This window comes from Bacillus sp. FSL K6-6038 (assembly GCF_038050455.1).
Classification (GTDB): Bacteria; Bacillota; Bacilli; order Bacillales; family Bacillaceae_G; genus Bacillus_A; species Bacillus_A pseudomycoides.
In genome coordinates this window covers 1,243,156-1,259,036 of sequence record NZ_JBBOUH010000001.1, presented here as the reverse complement: position 1 = coordinate 1,259,036, position 15,881 = coordinate 1,243,156, and the positions used below count along the sequence as shown (strand labels likewise).

The 15,881-nt window shown below is 37.1% G+C and carries 16 protein-coding genes; 6 read left to right on the top strand and 10 right to left on the bottom strand.

What is annotated here, in order from left to right:
* Positions 1-23 precede the first annotated feature (23 nt).
* Genes NSQ40_RS06355 through NSQ40_RS06340 form a run of 4 tightly spaced genes read right to left on the bottom strand, consistent with a single transcriptional unit; the run spans position 24 to position 2,783 of the window.
* On the bottom strand, positions 24-911 hold the full coding sequence (locus tag NSQ40_RS06355; RefSeq protein ID WP_033796974.1) for an RluA family pseudouridine synthase: 888 nt from the start codon (positions 909-911) through the stop codon (positions 24-26).
* Positions 912-926: 15 nt separating this feature from the next.
* On the bottom strand, positions 927-1,724 hold the full coding sequence (locus tag NSQ40_RS06350; RefSeq protein ID WP_003195940.1) for an NAD kinase: 798 nt from the start codon (positions 1,722-1,724) through the stop codon (positions 927-929).
* 18 nt (positions 1,725-1,742) lie between these two features.
* Positions 1,743-2,381 (bottom strand): GTP pyrophosphokinase, encoded by a 639-nt coding sequence (locus tag NSQ40_RS06345; protein ID WP_016113795.1) that lies wholly within the window; start codon positions 2,379-2,381, stop codon positions 1,743-1,745.
* Positions 2,382-2,411: 30 nt separating this feature from the next.
* Positions 2,412-2,783, bottom strand: coding sequence for a UPF0738 family protein (locus tag NSQ40_RS06340; protein ID WP_003195938.1), 372 nt, complete (start codon positions 2,781-2,783; stop codon positions 2,412-2,414).
* A gap of 144 nt (positions 2,784-2,927) precedes the next feature.
* Here NSQ40_RS06340 and NSQ40_RS06335 point away from each other — a divergent pair, with 144 nt between their 5' ends.
* From NSQ40_RS06335 to NSQ40_RS06320, 4 genes are all read left to right on the top strand, one after another.
* A complete protein-coding gene (locus NSQ40_RS06335; RefSeq protein WP_097969768.1) occupies positions 2,928-3,506 on the top strand; it encodes a CYTH domain-containing protein in 579 nt (192 codons plus the stop codon).
* A 321-nt stretch (positions 3,507-3,827) separates the two neighbouring features.
* Entirely contained in the window at positions 3,828-4,226 is a 399-nt protein-coding gene (locus NSQ40_RS06330; protein ID WP_003195936.1) for a globin domain-containing protein, read from the top strand.
* Positions 4,226-5,119, top strand: coding sequence for a ClpXP adapter SpxH family protein (locus tag NSQ40_RS06325; RefSeq protein WP_006093953.1), 894 nt, complete (start codon positions 4,226-4,228; stop codon positions 5,117-5,119). The genes NSQ40_RS06330 and NSQ40_RS06325 overlap by 1 nt, the downstream gene beginning before the upstream one ends.
* Positions 5,120-5,386: 267 nt before the next feature.
* Positions 5,387-5,500, top strand: coding sequence for a hypothetical protein (locus tag NSQ40_RS06320; RefSeq protein ID WP_157837860.1), 114 nt, complete (start codon positions 5,387-5,389; stop codon positions 5,498-5,500).
* A gap of 69 nt (positions 5,501-5,569) precedes the next feature.
* Here NSQ40_RS06320 and pepF read toward each other — a convergent pair whose 3' ends face one another.
* From pepF to NSQ40_RS06295, 5 genes are all read right to left on the bottom strand, one after another.
* A complete protein-coding gene (pepF, locus tag NSQ40_RS06315; protein ID WP_098101357.1) occupies positions 5,570-7,396 on the bottom strand; it encodes an oligoendopeptidase F in 1,827 nt (608 codons plus the stop codon).
* 46 nt (positions 7,397-7,442) lie between these two features.
* Positions 7,443-8,684, bottom strand: coding sequence for a competence protein CoiA (locus NSQ40_RS06310; RefSeq protein ID WP_098158611.1), 1,242 nt, complete (start codon positions 8,682-8,684; stop codon positions 7,443-7,445).
* Between the two features lie 94 nt (positions 8,685-8,778).
* Positions 8,779-10,323: a cardiolipin synthase gene (gene cls / locus NSQ40_RS06305; protein WP_003195932.1), complete on the bottom strand. Its 1,545-nt coding sequence runs from the start codon at positions 10,321-10,323 to the stop codon at positions 8,779-8,781.
* A gap of 83 nt (positions 10,324-10,406) precedes the next feature.
* Complete coding sequence (gene mecA / locus NSQ40_RS06300) at positions 10,407-11,084, bottom strand: adaptor protein MecA (protein WP_003195931.1); 678 nt, start codon at positions 11,082-11,084, stop codon at positions 10,407-10,409.
* A 528-nt stretch (positions 11,085-11,612) separates the two neighbouring features.
* A complete protein-coding gene (locus tag NSQ40_RS06295) occupies positions 11,613-13,283 on the bottom strand; it encodes an IS200/IS605 family accessory protein TnpB-related protein (RefSeq protein WP_341286073.1) in 1,671 nt (556 codons plus the stop codon).
* A gap of 278 nt (positions 13,284-13,561) precedes the next feature.
* Here NSQ40_RS06295 and NSQ40_RS06290 point away from each other — a divergent pair, with 278 nt between their 5' ends.
* Complete coding sequence (locus tag NSQ40_RS06290; protein ID WP_098101427.1) at positions 13,562-14,233, top strand: TerC family protein; 672 nt, start codon at positions 13,562-13,564, stop codon at positions 14,231-14,233.
* 412 nt (positions 14,234-14,645) lie between these two features.
* On the opposite strand, the gene spx is transcribed toward NSQ40_RS06290, so the two are convergent.
* Positions 14,646-15,041, bottom strand: coding sequence for a transcriptional regulator Spx (gene spx / locus NSQ40_RS06285; protein WP_000258267.1), 396 nt, complete (start codon positions 15,039-15,041; stop codon positions 14,646-14,648).
* 620 nt (positions 15,042-15,661) lie between these two features.
* Here spx and NSQ40_RS06280 point away from each other — a divergent pair.
* Positions 15,662-15,865: a hypothetical protein gene (locus tag NSQ40_RS06280; RefSeq protein ID WP_000225326.1), complete on the top strand. Its 204-nt coding sequence runs from the start codon at positions 15,662-15,664 to the stop codon at positions 15,863-15,865.
* Positions 15,866-15,881 lie beyond the last annotated feature (16 nt).

Sequence of the window (15,881 nt, the reverse complement as noted above, 5' to 3'; positions counted from 1 at the left end):
AGCTGCCCTCATGTGAAGGCAGCTTATTTTAATAATTCTTTCATATCTTCTGGCACATCCGCATGAAATTTCATCTGTTTTTCTAAAATAGGATGATAGAAGGTTAAACTCGTACTATGGAGCGCTTGTCGTTTCATCTGCGACTTACTCCCCCCATACAAGTCATCCCCTAATAGCGGATGGCCTAAATATGCCATATGTACACGAATTTGATGTGTTCTTCCTGTTTCTAACTGCAGTGAGACTCTTGTTTTATCAGGAAATCTCTCCATCACCTGAAAATGCGTAACTGCTTTTTGACCGTCTTCACATACCATTCGTTCAATAATGCTATCGCCTTTTCTTCCAATTGGCGCATCAATCGTTCCCGACTCTTCTAGCCATTCTCCATGAACAATGGCTTCATATGTTCGTTTCACTTTCTTTTGCTGATGCTGTTTTGATAAAAGATGGTGAATAAAACGGTTTTTCGCAATAAGCATAAGTCCTGACGTATCACGGTCCAGTCTCGTTACAATATGCACCGTACTTGCAAGATTCTGCCTGTCATAATGATAAAGAAGCGCATTCGCAACACTTCCTGCCGGATGTTCCCTTGACGGAATGGTTGACATGTATGGTGCTTTATTGATTACCAGTACGGATTCATCCTCATACAGAACAGTCAGCGGAATATTTTCAGCCAGCATTCCTTCACTTCTCTCCTCAACCGGAAAAAACACTTGCAATACTTCCTCGGCCTGTAATACGTGCCGAACCGTCGCATGCTTACCATCAACTTCAATTGCCCCACCTTGAAACTTTATATCTGTCAAAGCAGCTTTAGAAATCCCTTTCGTTTTTAGAAATTCCCGAATGAGCATTCCCTTCTCTGCTTCTGTCATACACCATTTTAATGTAAATCTTCTCAAATACATAAATCCTCTCTATTCACCCGCAACGAACGAATCGCGAACACGTTTCCAAAATGGGAATGGGCGAAAACGAACGAATCTCACCTTCTCGTTTGCAACGCGGTATTGAATTGACTTTACGTCTTGATGAACCATCGTTAAATGATCGACCGTAATTTGTAAATTCATTCCTGCCGATGGCTTTAAAACACATGTATGGTGCTTCGGTAAAACAAGCGGTGAACCGACTGTACGGAACACACGGTTATTAATCGAAGCCATTTCCGCAATTTGTATCGCTTCAATCGAAGGATGAATGATTGCTCCGCCTAGCGCTTTATTATAGGCTGTACTTCCAGAAGGAGTAGAAATACAAAGACCGTCCCCGCGGAACGTTTCAAAATATTCTCCGCGAATTTCCACCTCTGTTACTAATGTTCCTTCTGCGCTTTTTACTGTCGCTTCATTCATTGCTAAATACTGCGATTCCTTACTTCCATTCACATAGCGAATAATGACTTCTAAAAGCGGATATTCCACCACTTGAAACGGTGTTTTCGCAATTGCAATCACAAGTTTTTCTACTTCTGTTGGCAACCAATCTGCATAGAACCCTAAATGTCCCGTATGTACACCAACAAAAGCTGTCTCATCTAATCGATTATAGTAACGATGAAACGCGTATAAGAGCGTCCCATCCCCCCCAACAGAAATTACAATATCGGGTTCCGCCTCATCCATTGTAAACCCAAAATCTTGCAAGTAACCTGTCATTGTACTTGCAAGTGCGTTTGATGATTGATCTCCCTTTGACATAATTGCAAATTTCATCGCCCAACACCCTTTAGTTTATGATTCGGATTCTTTCGCTTCTTGTTTGCGCGAAAAAACCTTTTGTGCTTCTTGAATTTCAAGACGAATCGAAGACATTTCTTCATCTAATAAAAATGCTGCTTCTGCCGCACGCTGAAGGCGCACTTTAATATCTTCTGGAAAACGCCCACTATATTTGTAATTTAAAGAATGCTCAATTGTTGCCCAAAAATTCATTGCTAATGTTCGAATTTGAATTTCAACTAATACTTTTTTCTCTCCACAAATCGTTTGAACAGGATAACTAATTACAACGTGATACGAACGATAACCACTTTCTTTCTTTTGCGTCACATAATCTCGTTCTTCCACAATTTCAAAGTCATTTCGTTTTCGAAGATATTCGACAACAGGCTTAATCTCATCAACAAATTGACACATCATCCGAAGACCAGCGATGTCCTGCATTTCTTCTCCGAGTCGGTCAAGCGGTACATTTCTCTTTTCCGCCTTATCAATAATACTTGCAACCGACTTTACCCGACCTGTTACAAACTCGATCGGAGAGTGTTCTGTTAACATTGTAAACTGAGAACGCATTCCTTTTAATTTCACTTTTAGCTCTGCCACCGCTTGGTGGTACGGCGCTAAAAATTCTTCCCAATTACGATTCATTTCAACCACCACCAAAGTCAATCCATTTACTTATAGAAATACCTTTTCTACAGCCGTTACAAGTTCTTCTCCGTAATTTGCATTACCTTCAATATTTTCAATTAAATATTCCACTTCTTCTTTCAATTGTGCTAATTCAATTTCAGTATTATTTACACGAACAAACATTGCTTTATCATTCTTCATTGCACTGTGCATTGCTTCCCAACATGTATGCGGAATACTTACATAAATGAACGCTGATTCGTTTTCTAAAATATATAAAAATGATAAATGATCTGAGTCTACAAGTACGTGATTACGCGCCTTTAACTCCTCCACTTGTATTTCAATATTTTCCGCACAAAAAATAAGAGCATTCTCTCTTTCTTCTACGCTCTTAACTTGGATTTTATTTTGCATGCTCTAACTCCTCCATATCAACTTCCTGTCTTACTTCACACTATTATTGTATCATAACATAGACGCAAACAAATAAAACATTGAACCAAATTTGCGAAAAAGCGATAATGTCTAAAGAATTACTCTTAAGAAGGAGCTTATACAATGACACAAGAAATTGAAATTGAATTTAAAAATATGGTCACAGAAGAAGAATTTCAAGCATTATGCGATGTGTTTTCTATCGAATCATTTACAAAACAAGTGAATCATTATTTTGAAACACCTCATTTTTCTTTAAAAGCAGCAGGCTCTGCTCTTCGTATTCGTCATAAAGACGGAGCTTATACATTAACTTTAAAACAACCAGCTGAAATTGGGTTACTGGAAACTCATCAACCTTTAACAGCACGAGAAGCACAACTAATGATGAAAACAAACGGGCTCATTCCAGGCCCTGTAGCAGATCAACTACATGCCCTGCAAATCCCTGTTTCTACTTTAGCTTATATGGGAAGCTTAACAACAGAACGAGCAGAAACTACATTTAAGGGCGGCACACTTGTATTTGATCATAGTTTCTATTACAATCACGATGATTATGAACTTGAATATGAAGTACAAGATGAAGCAGCGGGCAAAGCTGATTTCCTCAATTTATTGAACAAATACCATATACCTGTTCGCCATACAAAAAATAAAGTGCAACGCTTTTTTCTTGCCAAACAAAACAAAGCACGCTAAAGTGAAACTTCCATTAGTAGAAGTTTTTTCTCACTGATGGAAAGCCCTCACCAATCGGGCTCTTACGGTCAGTCCTTCCCTCTTTGTTTTTTCTTCTTTGAAAAGGAAGGTTACTGATTGTGAGTAGCTGGGTAAAATGAAACTTCCATCAGTAGGTGCTTTTCCTACTAATGGTTCACCTTTACCAATGTTGCACTTATATTTAGCTTTATCTTAAGGAAAAAATGAGCAAAGGATTACACAAGAGCTGTTTAGTTGCTCTTCGTGACAATCCATTGCTACAATAGATATACATTTGATGGAAAAAGGAGTTTATACAGGATGAACAAGCAACCGATGACACCATTTGAAGCAATTGGCGGTGAACAAGGCATTGCAGCATTAGTCGATACGTTTTATTCCTATGTCAGTAAACACCCTGACTTATCTCCCATCTTCCCAGACGATTTGACAGAAACAGCCAGGAAGCAGAAGCAATTTCTAACGCAGTATTTAGGTGGACCGAATTTGTATACAGAGGAACACGGTCACCCTATGCTAAGAGCACGCCATCTCCCTTTTGAGATTACACCAAAGCGCGCGAAAGCCTGGTTAGCATGTATGGAGCAAGCAATGGAAGATACAGGAGTACAAGGGCAGATTCGAGAATTTGTTTTTGAACGTTTAGCATTAACTGCGCAGCATATGGTCAACACTCCAAACGAAACAGGTGAAGCGTAATGGATAAACAGGAAGCAAAGCATATGCGCATTCCTTCTCTTTCCAAATGCGAACATAAATCTGTGGAAGCCTATTTGTTTATTGATCCACTTTGCAAAGATTGCTGGGAAATCGAACCAGTCATCATTAAATTATGGCTCGAATACGGAAAATATTTTTCGATTCGGCACATATTAACCGGCAAAGTGGAAGGGGCAATCGCCTCCCCACACAAATGGAATAAACCTGCTAATATTCGATTTGTGTGGGAAAAGACAACAAGTTTGCACGGCTTTTCATGCGATGGAAAAGTACATATGCAGGACGCCTCATCTACACCGTATTTAGTTTCTATGGCAATTAAAGCAGCTGAGTTGCAAGGTCGAAAAGCAGGTTCGAAATTTTTACGGAAACTTCAAGAATACATTTTTCTTGAAAATATATCAAAACCAGATTTGCAATCACTACTTGCATGCGCACAGCAAAGCGGCATTGATGTAGAGGAATTTAAAAAAGATTTGCATTCGATTAGTGCAAAAAAAGCATTTCAGTGCGATTTAAAGTTCACAAACGAAATGCACATTACCGAAATCCCTTCTCTCGTATTCTTTCATGCAAATTCAGATGAAGAGGGCATTAAAATTGCAGGAATTTATTCGTATGATGTGTACGTACAACTCTTAAAAGAAATTGTAAAATGTGACATTGAGCCAGCACCTTTACCACCACTGGAATTCTTATTAGAAATGGTCCAATTTATGTCATCGAAAGAAATTGCATTTATTTATAACTGCTCAGAGCAAGAAATAGAACGAGAACTAAAAAAATTGTCATTAAAAAGAAAAGTACGAATGATTGAAGTGAAATGCGAACGTTATTGGAAATGGATTGCAAAAGAAAAAGACCTGGTGTAAACACCAGGTCTTTTTCTTTACGGCTTATAAAAATATTAAAGGGGATGGGAGAAATTTTCACGTTCAAACAAAGGGGTATATGTTTGTATGTGAATTCGTTCACGCTTATTATATTACAAGATTCGACGTCAGATGACAAGCCTTTTTGTCGAATTTCACACTTTTGTCACATTCTAAACGTTTTCATTACTGAATAAGCTATGAAAAGAAGCTTTTTAGGAGGGATTTTATGAAAAAAACACATATCTTCTTTCTACTATTTGGCATTTGTATTTCTTTTTTTCTGTACATCCTTTCACTATTACAAGCATTTCCAAAGATGATTGCCTTGCCTCTTTTGTTTGCAGTCATTGTTATTGGCCTCTCTTATTTCAATCATAGAAAGCGGTTCAAAGGTTTTTAAAAAGAAAGAAGGCGAGAAATCCCACTCTCGCCTTCCCTCTTTCGCTATTATTTACCTTCAAATAATAGCGCTTCTAATTCATTTAACTTCTCTTCAAATACTTGTAATGCCTCTTTAACAGGCTCTGGTGATGCCATATCTACTCCTGCTTTTTTCAATACTTCAATTGGATAGTCGGAGCTTCCAGCTTTTAAGAATTCGTTAATATAACGTTCTACTGCTGGTTGTCCTTCTTCTAAAATTTGCTTTGATAAAGCTGTTGCCGCACTAAATCCTGTTGCATATTGATAAACATAATAGTTGTAATAGAAGTGCGGAATACGAGACCACTCTAAACCAATTTCTTTATCGATGACTAAAGCATCGCCAAAGTATCTTTTATTTAAATCATAGTAAATCTCTGTTAACATATCTGGCGTTACTGCATGGCCTTCTTGTACCTTTTTATGAATGATATGTTCAAATTCAGCAAACATCGTTTGACGGAATACAGTTCCGCGGAATCCTTCTAAATAATGATTTAATAAATATAAACGTTCTTTCTTATCTTCTGTCGTTTTTAATAAGTAATCATTTAAAATTGCTTCGTTACAAGTTGATGCAACTTCCGCAACGAATATGGAATAGTCACCATATACATGTGGCTGTGTTTTTCTTGTATAGTAGCTATGCACAGAATGACCAAACTCATGTGCAAGTGTAAATAAATTATTTACATTATCATGCCAGTTCATTAAAATATACGGATTTGTTCCATATGCACCAGATGAATACGCACCGCTTCGTTTTCCTTTGTTTTCATATACATCTACCCAGCGATTTTCATATGCTTCTTTCAAAATCTCAACATACTCATCACCAAGGACGTTTAAAGATTTCAACAGAATCTCTTGTGCCTCTTCATATTTCACATTCATTTTCACTTCTGGTACAAGTGGTGTATATAAATCGTACATATGCAGTTCATCAAGACCTAGTGCACGTTTACGAATATCAATATAACGGTGCAATAAATGTAAGTTATCATTTACTGTCTCGACAAGTTGGTCATATACTGTTTCAGGTATGTTATTATTGCTTAACGCAGCTTGGCGTGCAGAATCGTATTTACGAACGCGCGCGTTGAAATTATTACGTTTCACTGCACCACTAAGTGTGCTTGCAAATGTATTTTTATATTTCCCATACGTTTCAAAAACAGCATGGAATGCATCATGACGAACACGACGATCATCGCTTTCTAAAAATTGAATATAACGGCCATGTGTTACTTCTACTTCTTCACCATTTTCATCTTTAATAGATGGGAATTTTAAATCCGCATTATTAAGCATACCAAATGTATTACTTGATGCACTCATAACTTCAGATGCTTCTGCTAACAATGCTTCTTCCGCCTCTGACAGTACATGCGGACGCTGACGCGTAATTTCTTCTAACGCATGTTCATACACACTTAATTCTTTATTTTCTTGTAAGAACGACTGTAATTGTTCTTCTGAAATTGTTAAAATTTCCGGGACGATATACGCCATGCTGCTGGACGATTGAGAATATAAGTTTGTTGCTCGATCATTTAGCGCTTGATAAGCAGAATTTGTTGTATCTTGATCGTAACGCATATGAGCATATGTATATAATTTTCCTAATCTCATTGAGACTTCATCTTCATATTGTAAAGCTGCTAATAATGAATCAGCAGAATCACCAAGTTTCCCCTTAAATTCAGTTAACTTTGGTAGTAATTCTTTTACTGCTTGAAATTCTTTTTCCCATTCTTCATCAGTTTGGAAAACATCTTCCAAACGCCATGTGTTCATTTCTTCAATCTCACTGCGGTCTGGCAATGTTTTTGCTGTTTTTTGATTAGACATCAATAAAAACCCCCTTTTAATCTCTACTAGTACAATTCGATTCTGCTTATGTAATTCCTTCAGGATACTCCTTTATTATATCCGCTTTTCCTTTTCCCATGTTGTACTTTGTTTCGAATAAAGATAGCGCATGCGACAAACAAATCGCATCGTATTCTTTAATTTCCCCTTCTGTTTTCGGCATCATAAATCGCCTTATTTTTCGGTACTTATGCACATCCACCCTTTCAATCATTCCCGCTTTACATAAAAACGTTACATACTCTACGATTGCCAATTGCCATACATGTTGCGAAAAATATGGTAACGTGCGCCTCTGAATACTACGCTTTTTATTTACATAGTAAAAAACAGCATGTAATGAAAAATATTCTCCAATTTTAAATTTGCCAATAAAGTCTATACAAAGAAAAGCCTGCCATACAAAAGGATGTGTTTGAAATGCAAATGCAGATGGAAGAGGAACACCAATTTCAGATGGAAAACAAGAGGGAGAAAGGTGATATTGATATAGAAGATGTAAAAGTAATTTATGACTATAATTCCATATTGGAAGGACATTCGTTCGAAAGTAGGTCTTTTTATTCTGCCATTCCCGCTCCAATCGTTCTTTCGTAATTGGTGCTTGGCAAAAGAGTTTCTCAAAAGTAACGGTACGTACCGGGAAATACATGATCTGTGAAAAATAAACCTTTGCAGAAAACGGGGTAAGAAGTTCGCATTTAAGAAATGATTTTTTATTTGGACAAAAAAAGAAAAGTGAAGGCTGAGGATAAGATTGTATGCAGAGAAAATGAAACGAGGATAATGAGATCCAATAAGCAGAGTGCCTTTTCAGTTGATTTCCACCTAATATCCAAATGATTTGTATCCCTATTTCCCAATAGGAACGCGTTCGTTTTAATAACTGCTCAGTGGATAAAGAGGCACATTGATATTCAATTGCAATCTGTCTTCCTTTCATTTCAATAAACAGATCGGGTCTTTGGCGAATCTCTGGGAGGTAATGTTCGATTTTCACATGAAATCCTTGCGACTTGAGCCATCTATATAACTGTTCCTTCCCGCGCATATGATAAGCGGATTCAGGCTCAGATGAAACGAGGCACTGATTTAATTTTTTATGAGCAAAATGCCATCTCTTTTGCTTCCCTAACTTGAGCTGCACCTCTCGCCTGCAAATCGGGCAAAAAAAGCGTTCCTTCTTTCGCATTGCAAGTAGCTCCTTTTCATTGCGGCTTTCAAGAAGGTGAACTTTCCCTCCATTTTCTCTCCTTGCAACAAACATAATACCACATCCTTTCTATACCGCTTTGTATTCTACAATTTATTACAAATTCCTTTTTAGACAAAAAGAGGACGTCCTTGTAAGAACATCCTCCTCATAATAAAGGTGATAATAAACGATATGCCGATTCTACAATTCGCCTATGAAGGCGGCGTTTATGAAAATGATCCACATGAATTTCACTGGATTCTTGTAAATCCTCCTCAAAATCCTTAACAAGCTTTCGAATACTATCCGTATCATATAAAAAGGCATTCACCTCAAAGTTTAAATGAAAGCTTCTCATATCCATATTCGCTGTCCCAATTGATGCTAAATCAGAATCGACAATGACAATTTTACTGTGAAGGAAACCTTTTTCATATTCGTATACCTTTACCCCTGCATCTAATAACTCCGGAAAATATGACCTTGATGCATAAAACACCGTTCGTTTATCCGGTTTACTCGGCATTAATAAACGGACATCAATGCCCGCAAGAGCTGCTACTTTTAATGCAGATAAAATATCATCATCTGGAATAAAATAAGGTGTAGCAATCCATATAGACTTCCTTGCCGAAGCAATCATCGCAAAATAAAGATGCTTAATTGTCTCCCATTTATTATCTGGCCCACCTGCGACAAGTTGGACACCGCCCCAATGATCTCCATCCACTGCTTCCGCCTGTAAATATTCAGGTGCTAATACTGCTTCCCCTGTCATATAAAACCAGTCTTGTACGAATATGAGCTGCAGGCTTTGAACGGCCTCACCTCGTAAATACAAATGCGTATCTCGCCAAAATCCAAAATATTTATTTTTCCCTAAATACTCATCACCAATATTCAGTCCGCCCACAAAACCTTCATTCCCATCAATGACAACGATTTTTCGATGATTTCGATAATTAATTTTATCGTTCAAAATCGGAAAACGCACTGGAAAGAAAGGAATCATCTCGACACCTGCATCGTTTAATTCATCAATATAAGCATTTGACAGCTTAAAACTTCCAACCGCATCATATAAAAAACGGACGGTAACACCTTCCTGCGCCTTCTGAATTAAAATGTCTTTAATTTGTGTACCAAGCTTGTCATCACGTACAATATAATATTCCATATGGATATGATGCTTTGCTTTTTGCAATCCTGCTAAAATTGCTTGAAACGTTTCATCCCCATTCGTTAACACTTTTGTTTCTGTCTGAAATGAAATATTTAACGCACCAAGCCGATCCGCTAAATGAAATAGCAGTTCTTGATGTTTATGATTCTGTAGAATGCGTTCTTGATAATCTTCATGTCCTTTGTACTGTAAGAAAGCTTGTTCATCCAAAAGAGCCTTCTTTTGAAACATTCGTTTTCTGCGGAAGTTTTGTCCAAACAATAAATACGCAAAGAAACCAAATACAGGAAAAATACCGAGTACAATTAACCATGTCAATGTTTTAGATGGATGCCGATTTTCCAAGAAAATAACACAGCCAATTAAAAATGCAGAAATAGTAAATACAATACTTATAATTCCTAAAAACGAAATATCTTTTATGCCTATAACATCCGAATAAAATGCTACATCAATAAACATTCGTAACGAAACAAACACTGCGAATAAACCTAGAAAAAAGAAAAGTAACTTTAATGTATTTTTCATTCCTACCCCCCTTACTTACATAGCTTTTCTACTCTTATCATACCCATCATATAAAAAGCCGATTTCATAATATTGAAATCGGCCTACGTTTTAGGAGAAAAATGACTGCGAATCGTCTCAAGTGCGCGTTCTTTAACAACCTGTTTACCGTACTCACTTACACGGTGAACCGTTAAAGTAGACTCTTCCCCATATTCTAAAATAATACTTAAAATACGGTCAATTTCTTCTTCATCGTGTAGCACTTCATCAAATTCAACATATACATAATAGCGGTCTTCAAACGAATACAATTCATCTTTTATATCTTCAAATATAAGACGATGACTTAACGAAATAACGTCTTCAAAATCATCAAATTTAATTAAAAAACCAAATGTTCCATCTTCGTTAAAGTTTGTTCCCGCTTCCATCTCTTCCTCTAACTCTTGTTGAAATAGTGATTCAATCCGCTCATCTAGAGGAATATCAATGATTTTATCTAGACCTATTGGTAATTCTAATTTTTGTCCATCTTTTGAAAGCTGTGCTTTCGTTACAAGTACTTCAATGCCTTTATCCATCGCCTGTACTTGGATCCATAGTGGCCCATCAATAAAGAAATCATCATGATCGCGAGCTTCATCCATCATTTCCCAAAACAATTGTTCGCTTCGTTCACGACTGGACCAAATCTCTTCTCGATTAAACCCTCTATCTTCTATATCAACGTACGTAATAAAAAACTTCATCGTATGATCGTTAATTCTTTCAATGTCCAAAATCCAACTCTCCCTTCCTATTCGGAATTGTTATGAAGGGATTCCCCACTCATATGACAAATCAATAGATTCTTGTACTTTCATTTTATGATAAGATTCTCCAGAATGGAAATAAAATCGTTTCATTTTAGAAAAACAGTCATTCGCCTAGATTATTCTATGCTAATACATCATACTTCCTTCCTCTTATATATTCCATTATATACACTTGCGATATAAATTCCCTCATTCCTTCTTATTGAACTACCCCCACCTCCCTCTACAAGAGCTTGAGGTGGGGGATTCTCCTGTCTCTGCCCTCACAAAAACAGTTCCTCTCGTTCAACAAAGAGGATACAACAATATAGAGTTCAGTAGTATCTGTATGTAAGACGACCCATTCTATCTTCCGACGAAAGGCAAACAAAATAGGTACAACTACTTTGTTCTTATATCGAGGATAGAACACTTTGTCATGCATCCAGTTCCTAGACTTGTTATCTGCTCTGGTAATGAGCGTAAAAATCTGGGACAAAGTGCTCTTTTTTATCATGCAAATCGTTTTGCTAGTTTTTTCTTTTCATTTTCAAACAAGTGTAACCGTTCGATTTGTAAGACTCCTTTCGGTTGATCTACATCGTATAGCTGATAGAAATGATGCGTGCGAATATCCAATCGATTGTTTAATTGATGCCAATGGCTCCAGTGATGTGCGTCTTTCTTTGGAAGATAAGGCTGAAGCACCCCAGGTACTTTTTCTTTATACCCTAACCCTCGGCGACCAATCGTAAAAGCCGCGGATTGATGAATAGAGATGCCGAATTTCCGCATGTATTTCATCTTTCCGGAGATTGAAGTGTAAGCGGGATTCACTTGAAAGACAGCCACTTCCCTTTTATCTGCACGATTCAGAATTGCACTTGTCATCTTCTCATAAGCAAACATACTCCTCATTCGATTCACATGTTTATTTCCATATCGATTCCCTGTTTTCGATTGGGTTGTATCTAACTTCTCGATGACAATCGGCTTGTTATACCGCTCCGCTAAGTCCACTAAGCGAATCGCTTCCACTTCGATGATCTTTGTGATTTGTCCTGTGGATTTACCCATGATAGAAAAAACAAGGGCACCACTTCCTTTGTAATTTCCATCCTTCGTTACATTTGCCCAAGCAAAATGCTCAAGATTACAATCTACACCGATGACACCATCTGATGTACTGTAATTCGTATGAGGGTTTTTCGGCACATCGAGTAAACATTTTACAATGTAATACGCCCCATAGTCTTCCACAGACCATGCAATCGATTTGCCATGTTTTTTCTTATTCTTACACTGTAATTGGGTTGTGATTACTTCTTTCATGATTTCTTGTCCATACGGGAATGTAACAGCTGGGAACTTAAGTGTTTTTCCGGAACTTGTCGCCATCCATAATTCCTGTGTCTCAGGCACATACTGAAACACAAAATTTCCATGTTTGGCATCTTTACGGCCAGATAGAATAAGTTGTTTATTTCGAGCACGAGAAAATAATATTTTCCATTTGTCATGGTTACGTACAAACTCGCGGGTGGTAAATTGAGAGCGAAACAGTTTTTTGCTTCCAAATACTGCGCTTGGAATATGCGTTTTATATGATGCAAGTTTCTGTGTTAAACGGAATTGTCTGTGGGTTAAAAGGCCGATTTTCGCCTGGATTCTTTTGATTTGAACATCTAAGTACTGGTGTTCAAACAGATATTCATTCAGCCAAATCAATGTGTCCTTTTTACGAGATAAGGAGATGAGATTGTTGCGCTTCGCGAAGCGGGCGTTTTTCGGAAACGTCAGCTTTCCTTTCACACAACTTTGTTTGATTTTGCGAAGATTTGTCAGTTTTGTCCGTTCTTGTTTCAACTTTTTCTTGAGTTTCTTAACCTTCTCTTGTGTTTGTTTCTCATATATTTTTTGTAACTCCATTAAACCTGTAAACAATGCCTTCGCTTCTTGCGCCGCACTGTTTGCATAGTAATCATTCAATTGATAATTCCGCTTGAGAACAAGATGAAGACTATCCGCATGCATCTTGCGGTTCCAACGTTTTTCCCGAACAATCGTTTGAAATGCAAAGCGTTTCGCCCGATTACATGTTTCGATTGTATGTGTTAATGCCTCTACCATTTCATATGGTAAATCTGTCTTATAGATCCGTTTCGAAAAATACGCTTTCTTCACCTGTTCTCACCTCATTTTATTTGATAAGATCATTATACACCGAAACAAACATACGTTCTACAAAAAAGAGACGTTTTTTTCAAAAAGAAAAAACCGATTCATCTCCCACCTTCACTTCGTTTAGAGGAGGGGGGCTTCTCGGTTAAAATGATAAAAAATCGGACATACAATTCCACCTAGCGCCGTACAATTGTAATAGAGCTGGTCAAGCTTTTTCGTTTCATACATACAACTGCACCTATATTACTGATTAAAACAGAATAAATGGAGGCAAAATGATGGAGTTAGATTTTTTGACATCTATACTAATGATTGTCGGTATCGATGTTGTACTAGGCGGTGATAACGCAATTGTAATTGCGCTTGCAAGCCGAAACTTACCTGAATCTAAACGGAATAAAGCTATTTTTATTGGTACGGTCCTAGCAATCGTGCTGCGAATTCTCCTTACAATACTTGCTGTATACTTACTCGATATTCCCTTCTTACAACTTATTGGCGGCATCCTACTTACACTGATTGCCGTAAATTTACTAATCAACAATAATAATGACCTTTCTTCTATACAAGGAAAAACGACATTATTTCAAGCAATCCGTACAATTGTATTTGCCGATCTCGTTATGGGTTTTGATAATGTCCTTGCGATTGCTGGAGCGGCTCATGGGAATTTTACACTCGTAATTATCGGATTATTAATTTCTATCCCTATTATTATTTGGGGAAGCAAACTCATCTTACTATTTATGGAGCGGTTTCCTTTTCTCATTTATTGCGGAGGAGCAGTTCTTGCTTACACGGCTGGCAGAATGATCACCCATGAAGCGAGACTTGCGAACTTTTTCCAGCACAACCCGGCCTTTGCAACAAGTATACCCCTCCTCTTTATTTTCACAGTATTAACAATCGGGTTTATTGTTCAGCATATCAAATTAGGGAATGTAAAGTAAAACATGCATAACCCTTTCTTTTTTGGGTGGAAGAGAGCGTCCGGCCATGCATAGTAGCGGTCAGGGCCTTTTTCCGCCCCATGCCACGTTAAAACAGAAGGAGAAAATGAGTGGAAAGCCCCTTTTATTTTCATAGCCGTGATTTGTATGTTAGGAAATCAAAATACATACAAATTGAAAAACGACATACAATCTTTCTTTTTTGGCGGGAGCGAGCAGGACCTCTTTCGCCCTATGCCTTGTAAAAATAAAAAAGAGAATGAGCGAGGAACTCCTTTTATTTTCATAACTTTAATTTATATGTCGGAAAATCAAAATGAAGTTATATATAAATAATACTCAGTAATGAATATATGTATGCGAAAACCTTCTACTGTAAGGTAGAAGGTTTTCATATACAAAACTTTTATTGTTAATTTACAAGACGCTGTGCCTCACGTAACTGAAATGTTCTTACTGTACGTGGTAAGAAACGACGAATTTCATCTTCGTTATAACCTACTTGAAGACGTTTTTCGTCAATCATAATAGGACGACGTAAAATGCCTGGGTAGTCACGAATCATCTTATATAAATCTTGAAGTGGTAAAGATTCTAAGTTAACGTTTAACTCTTGGAAAACTTTCGAACGAGTTGAAATAATCTCATCCGTTCCGCTTTCTGTCATGCGTAAAATTTCTTTAATTTCCTCAATCGTTAATGGATCTGAGAAAATATTACGTTCTGTATAGGGAATATGATTTTCCTCTAGCCATAATTTCGCCTTTCTACAAGACGTACAACTTGGAGAACTATATAGTGTTACCATACAAGACTCACTCTCCTTAAAGAGTACAGATTCTGTACTAATTACAGTTTGAATTTCTATTTCCCAGCAATTCTTCACTATGACTTGTCTTACAACAAAATGAAAAATTGCTTTCGATGTAAACAACAACTTATGAGCAAGCAACTTTTAATAAACAACAATTACTTTAAATAAGTAACTTCTATAATCATTATACAATAGATTCAGAAAGAAATACACAGTAAATTTCCTTATTAATAGGGAAAACACCATATGTCTTTAACTGTTGCTTAGGACCAGTAAAGCTGGCATAAATACTTGAAGACATAAGCCCTATATCCCATTCGTATACGTCTTTAGAACTATTTTTTTGATAGACTCTCTTTCATATAATGTACTTCACCACATGTTTCCGATAGCGCTTTATTACCTTTTTCTGATAAAACAATGGTGAAATGTAAGACTTACCGCTATGTAAAACAGCTACGAAAAAGGAACGTTTGTTCTTGTTGATTTTATCAAACCTCATTATTATTGTCTAGACTATTTTTAAGTAAAATAATTATTTTCTAACTTTTCTTTCTTTTTAACTTTTTTTCTCATACAATAATGATACAGACAGGCAAAGGGGGAATTTTCATATGGTTGCTTTTTTTATTGATTTTGCAATTGTCGCTGCCCTCGTCATCGGAATTACAGCATTGATTGGTGTCATTACGAATGGCATCGGTGAAAAGCTATTTGGTGGGAAAGAGAAAATGAAATTTGTTGATAAAAGTGCGGAAGTACAATCTGGATGGAAGCAAGTTGGCGGCAAAGGGATTTATAAAAAACGAACATACTAAAAAGAAGCAGGAAATT

Coding starts and splice junctions, on each gene's coding strand:
- pepF (WP_098101357.1), bottom strand. CDS start 7,396: ATGTCTAATCAAAAAACAGCAAAAACATTGCCAGACCGCAGTGAGATT.
- NSQ40_RS06280 (WP_000225326.1), top strand. CDS start 15,662: ATGGTTGCTTTTTTTATTGATTTTGCAATTGTCGCTGCCCTCGTCATC.
- NSQ40_RS06290 (WP_098101427.1), top strand. CDS start 13,562: ATGGAGTTAGATTTTTTGACATCTATACTAATGATTGTCGGTATCGAT.
- NSQ40_RS06310 (WP_098158611.1), bottom strand. CDS start 8,684: ATGTTTGTTGCAAGGAGAGAAAATGGAGGGAAAGTTCACCTTCTTGAA.
- spx (WP_000258267.1), bottom strand. CDS start 15,041: ATGGTAACACTATATAGTTCTCCAAGTTGTACGTCTTGTAGAAAGGCG.
- cls (WP_003195932.1), bottom strand. CDS start 10,323: ATGAAAAATACATTAAAGTTACTTTTCTTTTTTCTAGGTTTATTCGCA.
- NSQ40_RS06335 (WP_097969768.1), top strand. CDS start 2,928: ATGACACAAGAAATTGAAATTGAATTTAAAAATATGGTCACAGAAGAA.
- NSQ40_RS06340 (WP_003195938.1), bottom strand. CDS start 2,783: ATGCAAAATAAAATCCAAGTTAAGAGCGTAGAAGAAAGAGAGAATGCT.
- NSQ40_RS06325 (WP_006093953.1), top strand. CDS start 4,226: ATGGATAAACAGGAAGCAAAGCATATGCGCATTCCTTCTCTTTCCAAA.
- NSQ40_RS06345 (WP_016113795.1), bottom strand. CDS start 2,381: ATGAATCGTAATTGGGAAGAATTTTTAGCGCCGTACCACCAAGCGGTG.
- NSQ40_RS06330 (WP_003195936.1), top strand. CDS start 3,828: ATGAACAAGCAACCGATGACACCATTTGAAGCAATTGGCGGTGAACAA.
- NSQ40_RS06350 (WP_003195940.1), bottom strand. CDS start 1,724: ATGAAATTTGCAATTATGTCAAAGGGAGATCAATCATCAAACGCACTT.